Here is a 15,448-nt window from a genome sequence, read left to right on the forward strand (position 1 = left end):
GGATCAGGCAAGAGATCCGGCCGCGGCGAATGCGGTTGGGGGAGAGCCGCTGGCCCTCCCCGCCCTGTCGTCGTTACCACCAAATTTCCATCTGGGCGCCGAAGGTGACTTCGTCATCCTTGCCGCGGCTGAAGGTATGCATGCTGGTGTCGTTGTAAGCGGTGCCGGCGTTATACCCGGTGTCGTCACCGGTGGCGTAGCCCCACTTCTCATCCCACTTGGCGTAGGTGGCGAACAGACGGATGGCCGGGCGCGACCAGATGCTGTTGCCCGCCTGCCACTGCTGGGCCAGGGTCACTTTATACTGGCCGTTGCGATCGCCGGTGCGCTGGGATTTGACGTTGTCGTAGCCCGCTTCCAGCAGGGTGCTCATGATCGGCGTCCATTTGTACATCGGGCGCACGCCCACGGTGTACCAGGTGGTGCCGTTGTTGTTGTCGCGGTCGATGTCCTGGAACATGGCGACGTACATCAACGCCCATTGATCGTTGAAGTCAATGGCGCCGTGATCCAGCACGCGGATCATCTTGCCGTTGTTATCGATGGTGGCGCCTTCGTTGCGGCCGTTGTTCTGCGAGGTCATCGAGTCGGTGGCGTACTGCACCACAAACTTGTTGTAACCGTTCAGGATGCTTTGGGTGTGTTCCGCGGTGAACATCCAGCCGTCTTTGCTCGCGCCGTCGGCCAGGTGGTAGTGGTCCTGCGCATTGGCGCGGCCGTAGTCCACGCCCAGCTCCAGGGTGCCGCCCGGGTTCAGCTCCAGGCCGGCCAAGCGCACGTCGAAGGTGTCGTTGACGGTCGGACGCTGTTTCCATTCGTTATCCAGGTAGCCGTAAGAGCCGCCGGACTCCGAGTTGCGGGTCACGGCAGCGGAAAGCTTGCCGAAGCCCAGATCGATGTTTTCCAGACCGGCGCCCGGGCCGGAGATATCCCAGTAGTAGAAGTCGATCATGTGAACGTCATGACGCTGATAGAAGCGCTTACCGGCCCACAGCGTGGAGCCCGGCAGCCAGTCGATCAGGTTTTTACCCTGCACGTTGACTTCGCGGAAGCCCGGAGTCACGTCTTCCCAGTCGGAACGTTGCGAGACCGAATAGGCCAGGTTGGTGTCGAAGTAGAAGCTCTTGTCGCCTTCTTTCCACACTTCCTGCCCCAGTTTCAGCTCGGCGTAGGTTTCGCATTCGTTGCCGAGACGGTATTTGCTCGCGGCACCGGTGGCCTTGAAGCACTGTTGCTCACCGCCGCTGCCGGTCCAGCCGATGCCGGAACGGGCGTAACCGTGGAAATCCACGGCCAGCGCCTGGGTAGAGAGAACACCGGCGGCGACAGCCAGTGCCAGAGGAAGTTTGCGCAGAGTAGTCATCATTATTCTCCTGTTATACCGACTTTGATGCTTTAAACGCCCGGCTCCTGGTGCAGCCGTTTACATGCCGTACCGTCTTCACGGAACAGGTGGCAGCGGTGAGGCGGCAGGCCGATGGCGAATGTGGCACCTTCTTCTACCAGCACCACGTCATTCTGGCGGTACACCAGGTTTTGACGGATAGCCGGGATTTGGATGTGGATTTGCGTCTCGTTGCCGAGTTGCTCCACCACCTGTACGTCGCCGGTAAGCCGCACTTCAGAGGCTTCGCCGGGCAGCAGATGTTCAGGGCGAATGCCCAGTGACAGGTTGGCGCCGGGCTGAACGCCCGCGCCTTCCACCGGCAGCCAGACCAGCTGGCGGTTGGGCAGTTCGACCTGCACCTGTTGCGGCTGCGCCGCGGTCACCTTGACCGGCAGGAAGTTCATCTTCGGCGAGCCGATAAACCCGGCGACGAAGCGGTTGGCCGGGTAGTGGTACAGTTCCAGCGGCTTGCCGACCTGGGCCACGCGACCGGCGTCGAGCACCACGATCTTGTCGGCCAGCGTCATCGCTTCGACCTGATCGTGGGTGACGTAAATCATGGTGCGCTGCAGGCGCTTGTGCAGACGGGAGATCTCGATGCGCATCTGCACCCGCAGCGCGGCGTCGAGGTTGGACAGCGGTTCGTCGAGCAGGAACACGTCCGGCTCAGCCACCAGCGTGCGGCCGATCGCCACGCGCTGACGCTGCCCGCCGGACAGCGCCTTCGGCCGCCGATCGAGCAGGTGCGCCAGCTGCAGCACCTCGGAGACCTGGTTCACCCGTTGATTGATTTCCGCTTTCCTGGCGCCGGCCAGCTTCAGGCCGAACGACATGTTGTCCGCCACCGACAGGTGCGGATACAGCGCATAGGATTGGAACACCATGCCGATGCCGCGCTCGGAAGGCGGCACCTCATTCATACGTTTCTCGCCGATCAGCAGCTCGCCGGAGGTGATGTCCTCCAGCCCGGCGATCATGCGCAGCAGCGTCGATTTGCCGCAGCCCGACGGCCCGACAAACACCACAAACTCGCCGTCTTCGATGGTCAGATTGACGTCTTTGGAAATCACGGCCTCACCGAAGGCCTTATAAACGCTGCGCAGTGTGACGCTAGCCATGCGTTACTCCCCTGCTTTCGCAGTTAACATGTCGTGTGAAAATGGCGGAGGCAAAGCCCGCCAAAACCCATTGATGACCCTCTTGCTGCGCGCCGTGCTGCCATGCCAACGGCAAGGTCGCCTCAGACGGCGCGGCCGCCTGAGTATAAGGCTGCAGGTTTATCAGCGCTTCAAGGCATTGATCCTGATGGGTTATAAGTAAGCGCACCACGCCGTCTCGCTGGCTGACCGCGCTCAGCTCGCCGCGCTGGATGAGCGGCGAACGGCGCAGGGCCAACAGCGCCTGGCAGTAACGTAAGGTGGAGTGGCTGTCATGCTGTTGGCGGCTGATGGCCAACGCGCGGTGTTCGATCGCCACCTGCTGATACCAGCTGATTTCGCCGGCGGTGACCTGTTCGGGGGCCTCATGCCACGGCATCGGCGTTTGCGCGCCGCGCGGATCCTGCAGGCCGGCGGCATGCGGCAGCCCCAGCTCTTCGCCCTGATACAGGCAGATCGGCGCCGGCAACATCGCCAGCAGCGTCAGAAAAGCGGCGGCGGAGCGCAAATCGCCCTGCCCCCAGCGGCTGACCACTCGGGGCTGATCCGCGTCGCCGGTGCTCCACAGGCTGTCCGCCAACGAGGTGCGGCGGGCATGCAGCACCGCCACCAGCTTCTCCGCGCTGAACGGCATCACGTCCAGCGCCAATGCGCCGTGGGCGAACCGCTGCGGCGCAACCGCATTGCGAACGCGGTTGGCTTCATCGGCGTACCACAGCGTCAGCCCTTCGCCCGTCACCGTCGCCTCGGTCTCCGGCGCCAGCGTCTGCGGCAGCAACAGGCCGTCGATCGACAGCGCTTTCAGGTACGGCAGCGCCGCCAGCATGCCGTGCGCGTCGCCCACGCCGTCCCCGTTTCCGTCACGGAAACCGGCCGGATGGATCCGGTACAGGGTAGGCTGGGTGGCGATAGGCATTGACGACATAAATCCGGTATCCCTGCTGCGCGTGGCGTTGAAAATCAATGGGCCGATAGTGCGGGAGTCGCCGGAAAGGGTAATCATCCGTAACAGGATTTTTCATGGGGGAGGAGACGGGAGGATGAGAGAACGACCACAGCGATGAGAAGTTCCGCGCTTAAGGCAAATCTGTGATCCGGCTGGCAAAAATCGCCCCCCTATTTTGTGCCTGACGCCACAGAATAGAGCGCAACGTTAACTGGATCACACTCCTCATCACAGGGGCGTAGAGGGGGGGAGGATGAGAATATGTCGCGTTGTGACCCACTATTACCGCGAAACGTCTCTCCTTGATTTATGTGCCCACAAAAAGAAGGACTGGATTATGACTCGCAGCATTACCCTCGCCCGCACGCTGGCGCTCTCGGCACTGGCCACCCTGGTGCTCTCTTCTTCCGCCTTCGCCAAGATCGAGGAAGGCAAACTGGTTATCTGGATCAACGGCGACAAGGGCTATAACGGCCTGGCCGAAGTCGGCAAGAAATTCGAAAAAGACACCGGCATCAAGGTCACCGTCGAGCACCCGGACAAGCTGGAAGAAAAATACCCGCAGGTGGCCGCCACCGGCGACGGCCCGGACATCATCTTCTGGGCCCACGACCGCTTCGGCGGCTATGCGCAGTCCGGCCTGCTGGCCGAAATCCACCCGTCCAAAGCCTTCCAGGACAAGCTGTTCCCGTTCACCTGGGACGCCGTGCGCTATGACGGCAAGCTAATCGGCTACCCGATCGCCGTCGAAGCGCTGTCGCTGATTTACAACAAAGACCTGGTCAAACAGCCGCCGAAGACCTGGGAAGAGATCCCGGCGCTGGACAAGCAGCTGCGCGCCAGCGGCAAAAGCGCCATCATGTGGAACCTGCAGGAACCCTACTTCACCTGGCCTATCATCGCCGCCGACGGCGGTTATGCCTTCAAGTATGAAAACGGCAAATACAACATCAAGGATGTCGGCGTCGCCAACGCCGGTTCGCAGGCCGGTCTGCAGTTCATCGTCGATCTGGTGAAAAACAAGCACATCAACGCCGATACCGACTACTCGATCGCCGAAGCCGCGTTCAACAAAGGCCAGACCGCGATGACCATCAACGGGCCGTGGGCCTGGAACAACATCGAGCAGAGCAAAATCAACTACGGCGTGACGCTGCTGCCAACCTTCAAAGGCAAACCGTCCAAGCCGTTCGTCGGCGTGCTAACCGCCGGCATCAACGCCGCCAGCCCGAATAAAGAGCTGGCGACCGAGTTCCTCGAGAACTACCTGCTGACCAACGAAGGGCTGGCGGACGTCAACAAAGACAAGCCGCTGGGCGCGGTGGCGCTGAAGTCCTATCAGGAAGCGCTGGCCAAAGATCCGAAGATCGCCGCCACCATGCAGAACTCGCAAAACGGGGAAATCATGCCGAACATCCCGCAGATGAGCGCCTTCTGGTACGCCGAACGCAGCGCGGTGATCAACGCCGTCAGCGGCCGTCAGACGGTGAAAGCCGCGCTGGACGACGTGCAGACCCGTATCACCAAGTAACGACGTCGTGCGGGATTAACATCCCCGAAATAATTGGAGTTACACCGCGACGGCAAGTACGCACATCCCCGGGAGCATAGATAACTATGTGACCGGGGTGAGCGGACGCAGCCAACAAAGGTGTAGCTTCAAGTATGAAGGGGACAAGTGCCCCGCCGTTGCTTCACAGAAAGGAACGCCCTATGCAATTCGCTCACGCCGGGACGCCTGCGCGTAAAAAATCGAAGTGGTGGCAAAGCGACGCGCTGAAATGGCTGGTGGTCGGCCTGTTCAGCCTGGTGACCTGCTACCTGATTGTGTTGATGTATGCACAGGGTGAATACCTGTTCGCCATCCTGACGCTGATCCTGGTCAGCGCCGGGCTTTACGTCTTCGCCAACCGCCGCGCCTATGCCTGGCGCTATGTGTATCCCGGCGTCGCCGGCATGGGGCTGTTCGTCCTGTTCCCGCTGATCTGCACCATCGCCATCGCCTTTACCAACTACAGCAGCACCAACCAGCTGACTTTTGAACGCGCGCAATCGGTGCTGATGCAGCGCCAATTCCAGAGCGGCAAAACCTTTACCTTCGGCCTCTACCCGGCGGAAAACCAGCAGTGGCGCCTGCAGCTGACGCCACCGGACAGCGAACAGCCGCTGATCTCCGAACCTTTCCGCCTCGACGCCGCCGCGCCGCAAACCCTGAAGCTGACGGCGCAGAGCGCCGCGCCGCAGGGCGAACGCGCCACGCTGCGGGTGATCACCCAGAACCGGCAAGCGCTGAGCCAGCTGGTGGCGCAGCTGCCCGACGGCGGGGAATTGCGCATGAGCTCCCTGCGCCAGTTCTCCGGCACCCGCCCGCTGTATGCGCTGGGCAAAGACGGCAGCACGCTGACCAATAACCAGACTCAGGTGCGCTACCGGCCGAACGGCGACACCGGCTTCTATCAGGCGATCAACGCCGACGGCGGCTGGGCGCAGGAAACCCTGAGCCCGGGCTATACCGTCACCACCGGCTGGAAAAACTTCCTGCGGGTGCTGCAGGACGAAGGCATCAAGAAACCGTTCGTGTCGATCTTCATCTGGACCATCGTGTTCTCGGTGATGACGGTGATCCTCACCGTGGCGGTCGGCATGGTGTTGGCCTGCGTGGTGCAGTGGGAGGCGCTGAAAGGCAAGGCGATCTACCGCGTGCTGCTGATCCTGCCCTATGCGGTGCCGTCATTCATCTCGATCCTGATCTTCAAAGGTTTGTTCAACCAGAGCTTCGGCGAGATCAACATGATGCTCAGCCATCTGTTCGGCATCAAACCGGCCTGGTTCAGCGATCCGCTCACCGCCAAGAGCATGATCCTGATCGTCAACACCTGGCTCGGCTACCCGTACATGATGATCCTGTGCATGGGGCTGCTGAAGGCCATCCCGGACGATTTGTACGAGGCCTCGGCGATGGACGGCGCCAACCCGTGGCAAAACTTCTTCCGCATCACCTTACCGCTGCTGATCAAGCCGCTGACGCCGCTGATGATCGCCAGCTTCGCCTTCAACTTTAACAACTTCGTGCTGATCCAGCTGCTGACCAACGGCGGCCCGGACATGATCGGCACCACCACGCCGGCCGGCTATACCGATCTGCTGGTCAGCTACACCTACCGCATCGCCTTCGAAGGCGGCGGCGGGCAAGACTTCGGGCTGGCGGCCGCCATCGCCACGCTGATCTTCCTGTTGGTGGGCGCGCTGGCGATCCTGAATTTGAAAGCCAGCAAGATGAACTTCGATTAGGGAGAATAACGATGGCCATGGTTCAACCCAAGTCCCAGCGCCTGCGCCTGTGGATCACCCATATTTTGATGTTGTGCTTTATCGCCCTGATCATGTTCCCGCTTCTGATGGTGGTGGCCATCTCGCTGCGCTCCGGCAACTTCGCCACCGGCAGCCTGATACCGGAAACCCTCTCCTGGGATCACTGGCGGCTGGCGCTCGGCTTCAGCGTCACCCACGCCGACGGCAGCGTGACGCCGCCGCCGTTCCCGGTGCTGCTGTGGCTGTGGAACTCCATCAAGATAGCGGCGATCACCGCCATCGGCATCGTGACGCTATCCACCACCTGCGCCTACGCCTTCGCCCGCATGCGTTTTCGCGGCAAGAGCACGCTGCTGAAGAGCATGCTGATATTCCAGATGTTCCCGGCGGTGCTGTCGCTGGTGGCGCTGTATGCGCTGTTCGATCGCCTGGGCCAGTACATTCCGTTTATCGGCCTGAACACCCACGGCGGCGTGATCTTCGCCTACATGGGCGGCATCGCGCTGCACGTCTGGACCATCAAGGGCTATTTCGAAACCATCGACAACTCGCTGGAAGAGGCGGCGGCGCTGGACGGCGCCACGCCGTGGCAGGCATTCCGTCTGGTGCTGCTGCCGCTGTCGGTGCCGATTCTGGCGGTGGTGTTCATTCTGTCGTTTATCGCCGCCATCACCGAAGTGCCGGTAGCGTCGCTGCTGCTGCGCGATGTGAACAGCTACACGCTGGCGGTGGGGATGCAGCAATATCTCAACCCGCAGAACTACCTGTGGGGCGACTTCGCCGCCGCCGCGGTGCTGTCGGCGATACCGATTACCGCCGTGTTCCTGCTGGCGCAGCGCTGGCTGGTGGGCGGCCTGACGGCCGGCGGCGTGAAGGGGTAATTTGTGCCACTGCAGTGCGTTTGATGTCTTTCCTTATCTTTTACCCTATGGATTTCAAGTTACAGCGAGTGCAGTCAACAACGCTGTAGCTTGAAAGACGACGGGTAATGATATCCTGTGTCTTTGGCGGCCATTGGCCGCCATTTTTATCTCCGCTATTCCCGTTTCAGCCGATCGGTGTTGGCCAGATAGAGCGTCACCACCAGCACCAATATCGCCGCGGCGTAGATCAGGGTATCGATGGGATTCTTGTGGTCCACGATAATCAAACGAATAATCGCGGTAATGCCAATATAAATAAAATAGCGCAGCGGGAAATGATAACCCGACTCAAAATACTTGACGATCAAGGCGATAAATTCAAAGTACAAGAAATAAATCACGATGCCTTCAATCAACAGGTATGAAGAAGACTCTTCGTTGTTGATAAATAACACCTTCGCCAAGTGGAGGGTCTCCTTGACCAGAAACACCACCAGAATTGCCGCCAGCAGCAGCAAACCTACGTTCAGTACCCGCTGCAGCCCTTTCGCTATCATGATCGAACGCGACGTTTTTGCCATAAAACCTCTCTCTGAATACCGCTAATATGATTCAACCGTGCCAATATAGGCATTGTCTTAAAAATTATGCCCCGCGCGAAAGCACTTTAAACTCCATTTAATTCATAAAGTTATAATAAGATGTTTCTGGCTTATAGATTTGTAGCAAATCGAAATGTCAACTATCATGGGTCACAGAGATCTTTACATAAAACCAATAACCTCGAATTAACAAGGGAATTCTTTATGCGCGCTAAACTTAACGGACTGGTCGCTGCGGGCCTGTTTACCTGTGCATTGTCCGGCCACGCCGCCGGCCTGGTAACCCCTGACAACGATCTACGTAACGATCTCGCCTGGTTGTCTGACCGCGGCGTTATCAACGTCAGCCTGTCCACCTGGCCGCTGAGCCAGGAAGAGATCAGTTCCGTTATCGCGCAGGCCAAGCCGGTCACCAATACCGAGAAAAACGTCATCGACCGCGTGCAGCGCCGTGTCGATGCCTTGAAAGCCAACATCCGCGTCAGCGGTTACGCGTCAACGGATAAACCCGGTACCCCGCAGGGCTTCGGCCAAAATGAGTACGCCGACGATCGCCTGACCATCGGCGCCGGCGCCAACGGCGAGTTCTGGGACGTGCGTCTGCAGGGTTCGGTGGAAGGCGATCAGCGCGTCAGCGATGGCTCCAAATTCAATATGAACGGCTCCTACGGCGCGGTGAAAATCTGGAACCAATGGCTCTCCTTCGGCGAAGTTTCCCAGTGGTGGGGCCCTGGCTACGACGGCAGCCTGATCCGCTCCGACGCCGCGCGCCCGGTGGCAGGCTTCATGCTGCAGCGAGCCGACCAATCGCCGTTTGAAACCCCGTGGCTGTCGTGGATCGGCCGCTGGCAATACCAGCTGAGCGCCGGCCAGCTGTCGCAGTACAGTTCAGTACCGCACACCAAACTGATCGGTGGCCGTTTTACCATGATGCCGACCGACTTCCTGGAGCTGGGTGCTTCACGCATCATGATGTGGGGTGGCGAGGGCCGACCGCAGTCGTGGAGCTCGTTCTGGGACGGCTTCACCGGTAAAGATAACGATGATTCAGGTAAAGGCAACGATCCGGGCAACCAGCTCGCCGGTTTCGATTTCAAACTGAAAATGCAGCCGCTGATCGGCCTGCCGGTTAGCCTGTATGGTCAATTGGTGGGTGAAGATGAGGCAGGCTATCTGCCATCGCAAAACACCTATCTGCTCGGTTTGGAAGGCCACCCGGAATGGGGCCCGACAACCATTAACTGGTATATCGAAGGGTCAGACACCCGTTCGGATATGAGCCGCAAAAACTATGTGTACACACACTATACCTACAAAGGCGGCTACTACCAGCAGGGTTACCCGCTGGGCCATGCTATGGGCGGCGACGGCCAGATGCTGTCTGGCCGCGTAGAGCTGGTGCTGGACGACAGCCAGCGCTGGAGCACCCGCGTGGTTTACGCCAAGGTGAACCCGCTGAGCCAAAGCATCAACCAGGCGTTCCCGAAATCCGATACGTTGAAGGGCATTCAGGTCGGTTGGGGTTACACCTTCCCGTCTCAGGTTAAGTTCGATACCAGCCTGTGGTACACCGATAACGATCACAGCACCGCCGATGACGTGGGCGCGGGCGTCAGCTTCGAAGTGCCGATCAACCTGTAATTTGTTACAGACGTAAAAAAACCCGCCGCGGCGGGTTTTTTATTAGCTTCAGCTCAGGCGATTAGCGCCATTCCTTGAAGCGGTTGATCAGCGCATTGGTCGAGCTGTCGTGGCTGCTGATTTTCTCGCTGCCCGCCAGCTCAGGCAGGATGCGGTTAGCCAGCTGTTTGCCCAGCTCCACGCCCCACTGATCGAAGGTGAAGATGTTCAGGATCGCGCCCTGGGTGAAGATTTTGTGCTCGTACAGCGCGATCAGGCTGCCCAGGCTGAACGGGGTGATTTCGCGCAGCAGGATCGAGTTGGTCGGACGGTTGCCTTCAAACACTTTGAACGGCGCCACGTGCTTGACCTGCTCAGGGGTTTTACCCTGCGCCGCGAACTCGGCCTCCACCACTTCCAGCGACTTGCCGAACGCCAGCGCTTCGGTCTGGGCGAAGAAGTTGGACAGCAGTTTGGCGTGATGATCGCCCAGTGGGTTATGGCTGATGGCCGGCGCGATGAAGTCGCACGGCACCAGCTTGGTGCCCTGATGGATCAGCTGGTAGAACGCATGCTGGCCGTTGGTGCCCGGCTCACCCCAGATGATAGGGCCGGTCTGGTAATCCACCGGATTGCCGTTGCGATCGACGTACTTGCCGTTGGATTCCATGTTGCCTTGCTGGAAGTAAGCGGCAAAACGGTGCATGTACTGATCGTACGGCAGAATGGCTTCGGTTTCGGCGCCGAAGAAGTTGTTGTACCAGATACCGATCAGCGCCAGCAGCACCGGCAGGTTTTTCTCCGCCGGCGTTTCGGCGAAGTGCTTATCCATGGCGTGCGCGCCGCTCAGCAGCTGCTCGAAGTTGTCATAACCGATGGACAGCGCGATCGACAGACCGATCGCCGACCACAGGGAGTAACGGCCCCCTACCCAGTCCCAGAACTCGAACATGTTGTCGGTATCGATGCCGAATTCGGCCACCGCTTTGCCGTTGGTGGACAGCGCGGCGAAGTGCTTGGCTACGTGCTGTTGATCGGCGGCGCTGCTCAGGAACCAGTCGCGCGCGCTGTGGGCGTTGGTCATGGTTTCCTGCGTGGTGAAGGTTTTGGAGGCCACCAGGAACAGCGTGGTTTCCGGGTTCAGCGGCTGCAGCGTTTCGGCGATATGGGTGCCGTCGACGTTGGAGACGAAGTGCATGTTCAGGTGATTTTTATAAGGGCGCAGCGCTTCGGTCACCATGTAAGGGCCGAGATCCGAACCGCCGATGCCGATGTTCACCACGTCGGTGATCGGCTTGCCGGTGTAGCCTTTCCACTCGCCGCCGATGACGCGCGCGCAGAACTGTTTGATCTTGGCCAATACCGCGTTCACTTCCGGCATCACGTCTTTGCCGTCGACCAGGATCGGGCTGTTGCTGCGGTTGCGCAGGGCAATGTGCAGCACCGCGCGATCTTCGGTGCGGTTGATTTTCTCACCGGCGAACATCGATTTGATGGCGCCTTGCAGATCGGTTTCTTTCGCCAGCGCCTGCAGCTTCTCCAGGGTTTCCTGCGTGATACGGTTCTTGGAATAGTCCACCAACATTTGGTCGTTGAAGGTCGCGGAGAACCGGGAGAAACGATCGCTGTCCTGGGCGAACAGGTCGGCGATCCGTACGTCTTTCATCTGTGCATAATGTTGCTGCAGGGCTTGCCAAGCAGCGGTTTGACTAGGATTGATATTTTTCATAGCAACACTCTTAGGCTTGAGAATAAAAATGACGCGTTTGTCCGATTGTAGCCTGTTCGACTGTGATTATGATCTCTTTTCTTGCGATAGGCGCTAACTGTCAACGCATTGCCGCCTCGTTTCAGCTTTCACTCTATACTTTGGGCTAACGGCCTGTTAATCGGGGTTGCCGAATTGTCATCAGGCTGTGTCATCGTTGCTTATTTCGTCATTTGAAAGGGATCTCGCTTATGGAATTATCCGCCCCGCTCATGTTGGTGCTTATCGGCCTGGCGTCGCTGCTGGCGCAGTGGCTGGCCTGGCTGCTGCGCCTGCCGGCCATTTTGCCGCTGTTGCTGTTCGGCATCGTGCTCGGCCCGACGGTGCATCTGGTGCAGCCGGATCTGCTGTTCGGCGATCTGCTGTTTCCGCTGGTGTCGCTGTCGGTGGCGATCATCCTGTTCGAGGGGGCGTTGACGCTGCGTTTCGAGGAGATACGCGGCCTCGGCGGCGTGGTACGCAATCTGGTCACCGTCGGCATGCTGGTTACCTTTCTGGTCATCAGCCTCGCCAGCTGGTGGCTGCTGGATTTCCCGCCGGAGCTGGCGGCGCTGATCGGCGCGGTGACGGTGGTGACCGGGCCGACGGTGATCGCCCCGCTGATGCGCGTGGTGCGGCCGAACGCCAACATTAACCAGGTGCTGCGCTGGGAAGGGATCGTCATCGATCCGGTCGGCGCCATTTTCACCCTGCTGGTGTTCGAATTCATCGTGCTGAAACAGAATGCGGAGTCCTATACCCACCTGTTTTGGACGCTGGGCGTGACCGCCGCCGTCGGCCTGATCGCCGGCGCGCTGTTCGGCTACCTGCTCGGCCTGGCGCTGCGCCGCGTCTGGCTGCCGCGCTACCTGCAGAACCTGGCGGTGCTGGCGATCATGCTGGCCGCCTTCGGCGTTTCCAACGCCATCGCCGACGAATCCGGCCTGCTGACCGTCACGGTGATGGGCATCTGGCTGGCCAACATGCGCGACGTCGATACCAGCGATATTCTGGCGTTCAAAGAGGAGCTGTCGGCGATCCTGATCTCGGCGCTGTTCATCATTCTGGCGGCGCGGCTCGACATCCAGGCGCTGTGGAACATGGGCTGGCCGCTGCTCCTGCTGCTGCTGGCGGTGCAGTTCATCGCCCGGCCGCTGTGCATCGCGGTATCGACCTGGCGCTCTTCCCTGCACTGGCGCGATCGGCTGCTGCTGTGCTGGATCGCCCCGCGCGGCATCGTCGCCGCGGCGGTCAGCTCGCTGTTCGCGCTGACGCTGCAGCGCAGCGGCTATCAGGGCGCCGACCGGCTGGTCACCGTGGTGTTCGCCATCATCATCGGCACCGTGGTGCTACAAAGCCTGACCAGCGGCATGATGGCGCGCTGGCTGCGGGTACAGCAGCAAAAGCCGCGCGGCGTGCTGATCGTCGGCGCCAACAGCGTGGCGCGCATGCTGGCGCAGGCGCTGATCAAGCTGAACGTGCCGGTGATCGTCACCGACAGCAGTTGGGAATACTACCGCCAGGCGCGCATGGACGGCATTCCGGCCTACTATGGCCACGCCTACTCCGAACACGCCGAGAACTATCTCGACCTGAGCAATATCGCCCAGGTGTTGGCGCTGTCGCCCAATCGCCACCAGAACGCGCTGGCGGTCTACCACTTCGGCCATCTCTTCGGTGAGGATCACGTGTTTGCCATCCGTTCGGGGGCGCCGCTGAAAGGGCGCGGCGCCAGCGCGGAAAGTTCGCGTTTCCGCCGGCATGAAATTTTATTTAATCAGGAAGCCACCTACGGCCGCCTGAGCAGCCTGCTCGCCAGGGGGGCCACCATCAAGGCGACCAAATTGAACGAAAATTTCGGTTGGCTGGAGTATTTGGAGAAACATCAGGGCGTTATCCCGTTATTCAGCCAAAAGGAAGACGGTTCTCTGCAACCGATTGGCGCCGGTTCCACGCCCGCGATGCCCTGTACGCTTATCGCGCTGGTACAAGATGAAAATCCCTCACCGTCTGTACGTTGACAGAATGGCGATAACCGGCTATTCCTAACAGCCTACTTGCGCACCCGGTGCGCAAGCCAGAAGAGGCGCGTCGCCCAGGTAGAGTGTCAGAGGAGCCGTTTCTCCGTTGACGGCACCCGAGGGGGAGCGACGCCGAGGTACGATAATGGCCGGCCATTATCGTATCGACTACAGGGGCTGAATCCCCTGGGTTGTCACCAGGGGATCGCCCACAGGGCGATCGACAAGGTGGGGCGCTTCTGGGTGTATCGTAGCCTGACCTCTACGCCTGCCCCCTGTTTACCGCTCTCCCCTTGTGCCAAGGCTATGGAATTACAGTGCCCCCAAACGGGCATCCCTGACACGAGGTTTCTAGATGAACCAAGCAGCACCCCAGAATTCCACCGTGGTAGCCAAGTTCGGCGGCACCAGCGTCGCCGACTTTGAAGCCATGAACCGCAGCGCCGACGTCGTGCTGGCCAACCCGCAGGTCCGCCTGGTGGTGTTGTCCGCTTCGGCGGGCGTCACCAACCTGTTGGTCGCCCTGGCCGAGGGTTGCGAGGCCGACAAGCGCAACTACCAGCTTGATGAAATTCGCCGCATCCAGTACGCCATCCTCGATCGCCTCACGGCACCGGCGGTGATCCGCGAAGAGATCGACCGACTGCTGGAAAACATCGCCATGCTGTCGGAGGCCGCGTCGTTGGCCACCTCGACGGCGTTGACCGACGAGCTGGTCAGCCATGGGGAGCTGATGTCCACCCTGCTGTTCGTGGAAATCCTGCGCGCCCGCAACGTGCAGGCCGAATGGTTCGACGTGCGCAAAGTGATGCGCACCGACGATCACTTCGGCCGCGCCGTGCCGGACAGCGCCGCGCTCAGCGAACTGGCCCGAGCGCAGTTGCAACCGCGCCTGCAGGAAGCGCTGGTGGTCACCCAGGGCTTTATCGGCAGCGAGCCGAAAGGCCGCACCACCACGCTCGGCCGCGGCGGCAGCGACTATACCGCCGCGCTGCTCGGCGAGGCGCTCGGCGTTGGCCGGGTGGATATCTGGACCGACGTGCCGGGCATTTACACCACCGATCCGCGCGTGGTGCCGGCGGCCAAGCGCATCGACAAAATCGGTTTCGAAGAGGCGGCGGAAATGGCCACCTTCGGCGCCAAAGTCCTGCACCCCGCCACCCTGCTGCCGGCGGTGCGCAGCGATATTCCGGTATTCGTCGGCTCCAGCAAGGATCCGGCGGCCGGCGGCACGCTGGTGTGCAACACCACCGAAAACCCGCCGCTGTTCCGTGCGCTGGCGCTGCGCCGCAAGCAAACGCTGCTGACGCTGCACAGCCTGAACATGCTGCACGCGCGCGGTTTCCTGGCCGAGGTGTTCAATATTCTGGCGCGCCACAACATCTCCGTCGATCTGATCACCACCTCGGAGGTCAGCATTGCGCTGACCATGGACACCACCGGTGCCACCTCCGTCGGCGGCAGCCTGCTGACCACCTCGCTGCTGACCGAGCTGTCGTCGCTGTGCCGGGTGGAAGTGGAAGAGAACCTGGCGCTGGTGGCGATCATCGGCAACCAGCTGTCGCGGGCCTGCGGCGTAGGCAAAGAGGTGTTCGGCGTGCTCGATCCGTTCAATATCCGCATGATCTGCTACGGTGCCAGCAGCTATAACCTGTGCTTCCTGGTACCGGGCGAAGAAGCCGAGCAGGTGGTGCGCGCCCTGCACCACAACCTGTTCGAATAAGTCATTATCCCTGATTGCGGGCGCAGCACGCTGCGCCCCTGCGTCTAAAAAATTCGTTCAAAACCTGCAG

At 60.4% G+C, this 15,448-nt stretch carries 11 protein-coding genes and 1 riboswitch; of the genes, 6 read left to right on the forward strand and 5 right to left on the reverse strand.

The genetic code is table 11. From position 1 onward, the window contains the following. Window positions 1–73: 73 nt before the first annotated feature. Genes V8N38_RS23225 through V8N38_RS23235 form a run of 3 tightly spaced genes read right to left on the reverse strand, consistent with a single transcriptional unit; the run spans window position 74 to window position 3,469 of the window. The gene (locus V8N38_RS23225; RefSeq protein ID WP_049288181.1) at window positions 74–1,366 is read right to left on the reverse strand and encodes a maltoporin; all 1,293 of its coding nucleotides are present in this window, start codon (window positions 1,364–1,366) and stop codon (window positions 74–76) included. A gap of 29 nt (window positions 1,367–1,395) precedes the next feature. Continuing rightward, a complete protein-coding gene (malK, locus tag V8N38_RS23230; RefSeq protein WP_038874339.1) occupies window positions 1,396–2,505 on the reverse strand; it encodes a maltose/maltodextrin ABC transporter ATP-binding protein MalK in 1,110 nt (369 codons plus the stop codon). Further along, window positions 2,498–3,469, reverse strand: a complete 972-nt coding sequence (locus tag V8N38_RS23235; protein WP_147840686.1) for an alpha-amylase family glycosyl hydrolase — start codon at window positions 3,467–3,469, stop codon at window positions 2,498–2,500. The genes malK and V8N38_RS23235 overlap by 8 nt, the downstream gene beginning before the upstream one ends. 358 nt (window positions 3,470–3,827) lie before the next feature. Here V8N38_RS23235 and malE point away from each other — a divergent pair, with 358 nt between their 5' ends. From malE to malG, 3 genes are all read left to right on the forward strand, one after another. Beyond that, entirely contained in the window at window positions 3,828–5,021 is a 1,194-nt protein-coding gene (gene malE / locus V8N38_RS23240) for a maltose/maltodextrin ABC transporter substrate-binding protein MalE (protein WP_019453233.1), read from the forward strand. A 182-nt stretch (window positions 5,022–5,203) separates the two neighbouring features. Continuing rightward, window positions 5,204–6,781: a maltose ABC transporter permease MalF gene (gene malF / locus V8N38_RS23245; RefSeq protein WP_147840685.1), complete on the forward strand. Its 1,578-nt coding sequence runs from the start codon at window positions 5,204–5,206 to the stop codon at window positions 6,779–6,781. Window positions 6,782–6,792: 11 nt separating this feature from the next. After that, window positions 6,793–7,683, forward strand: coding sequence for a maltose ABC transporter permease MalG (gene malG, locus V8N38_RS23250; protein ID WP_004936696.1), 891 nt, complete (start codon window positions 6,793–6,795; stop codon window positions 7,681–7,683). 155 nt (window positions 7,684–7,838) lie between these two features. Here the strand turns inward: malG and psiE are convergent, their stop codons facing one another. Next, on the reverse strand, window positions 7,839–8,246 hold the full coding sequence (psiE, locus tag V8N38_RS23255) for a phosphate-starvation-inducible protein PsiE (protein WP_004936694.1): 408 nt from the start codon (window positions 8,244–8,246) through the stop codon (window positions 7,839–7,841). A 225-nt stretch (window positions 8,247–8,471) separates the two neighbouring features. Here psiE and V8N38_RS23260 point away from each other — a divergent pair, with 225 nt between their 5' ends. After that, window positions 8,472–9,908: a capsule assembly Wzi family protein gene (locus V8N38_RS23260; protein WP_089186513.1), complete on the forward strand. Its 1,437-nt coding sequence runs from the start codon at window positions 8,472–8,474 to the stop codon at window positions 9,906–9,908. Between the two features lie 61 nt (window positions 9,909–9,969). Here the strand turns inward: V8N38_RS23260 and pgi are convergent, their stop codons facing one another. Further along, a complete protein-coding gene (pgi, locus tag V8N38_RS23265; RefSeq protein ID WP_033639258.1) occupies window positions 9,970–11,616 on the reverse strand; it encodes a glucose-6-phosphate isomerase in 1,647 nt (548 codons plus the stop codon). 230 nt (window positions 11,617–11,846) lie between these two features. Between pgi and V8N38_RS23270 the strand changes: the two genes are divergently transcribed. Together V8N38_RS23270 and lysC are read left to right on the forward strand one after the other, a co-directional pair. Continuing rightward, window positions 11,847–13,655, forward strand: coding sequence for a cation:proton antiporter (locus V8N38_RS23270; protein WP_060425143.1), 1,809 nt, complete (start codon window positions 11,847–11,849; stop codon window positions 13,653–13,655). A gap of 52 nt (window positions 13,656–13,707) precedes the next feature. Further along, window positions 13,708–13,902: riboswitch (Lysine riboswitch) on the forward strand. Between the two features lie 108 nt (window positions 13,903–14,010). Then, on the forward strand, window positions 14,011–15,378 hold the full coding sequence (gene lysC / locus V8N38_RS23275) for a lysine-sensitive aspartokinase 3 (RefSeq protein ID WP_084827463.1): 1,368 nt from the start codon (window positions 14,011–14,013) through the stop codon (window positions 15,376–15,378). The last annotated feature ends 70 nt before the right edge of the window (window positions 15,379–15,448 follow it).

Origin of the sequence: Serratia nevei (genome assembly GCF_037948395.1) — a bacterium.
GTDB lineage: Bacteria > Pseudomonadota > Gammaproteobacteria > Enterobacterales > Enterobacteriaceae > Serratia > Serratia nevei.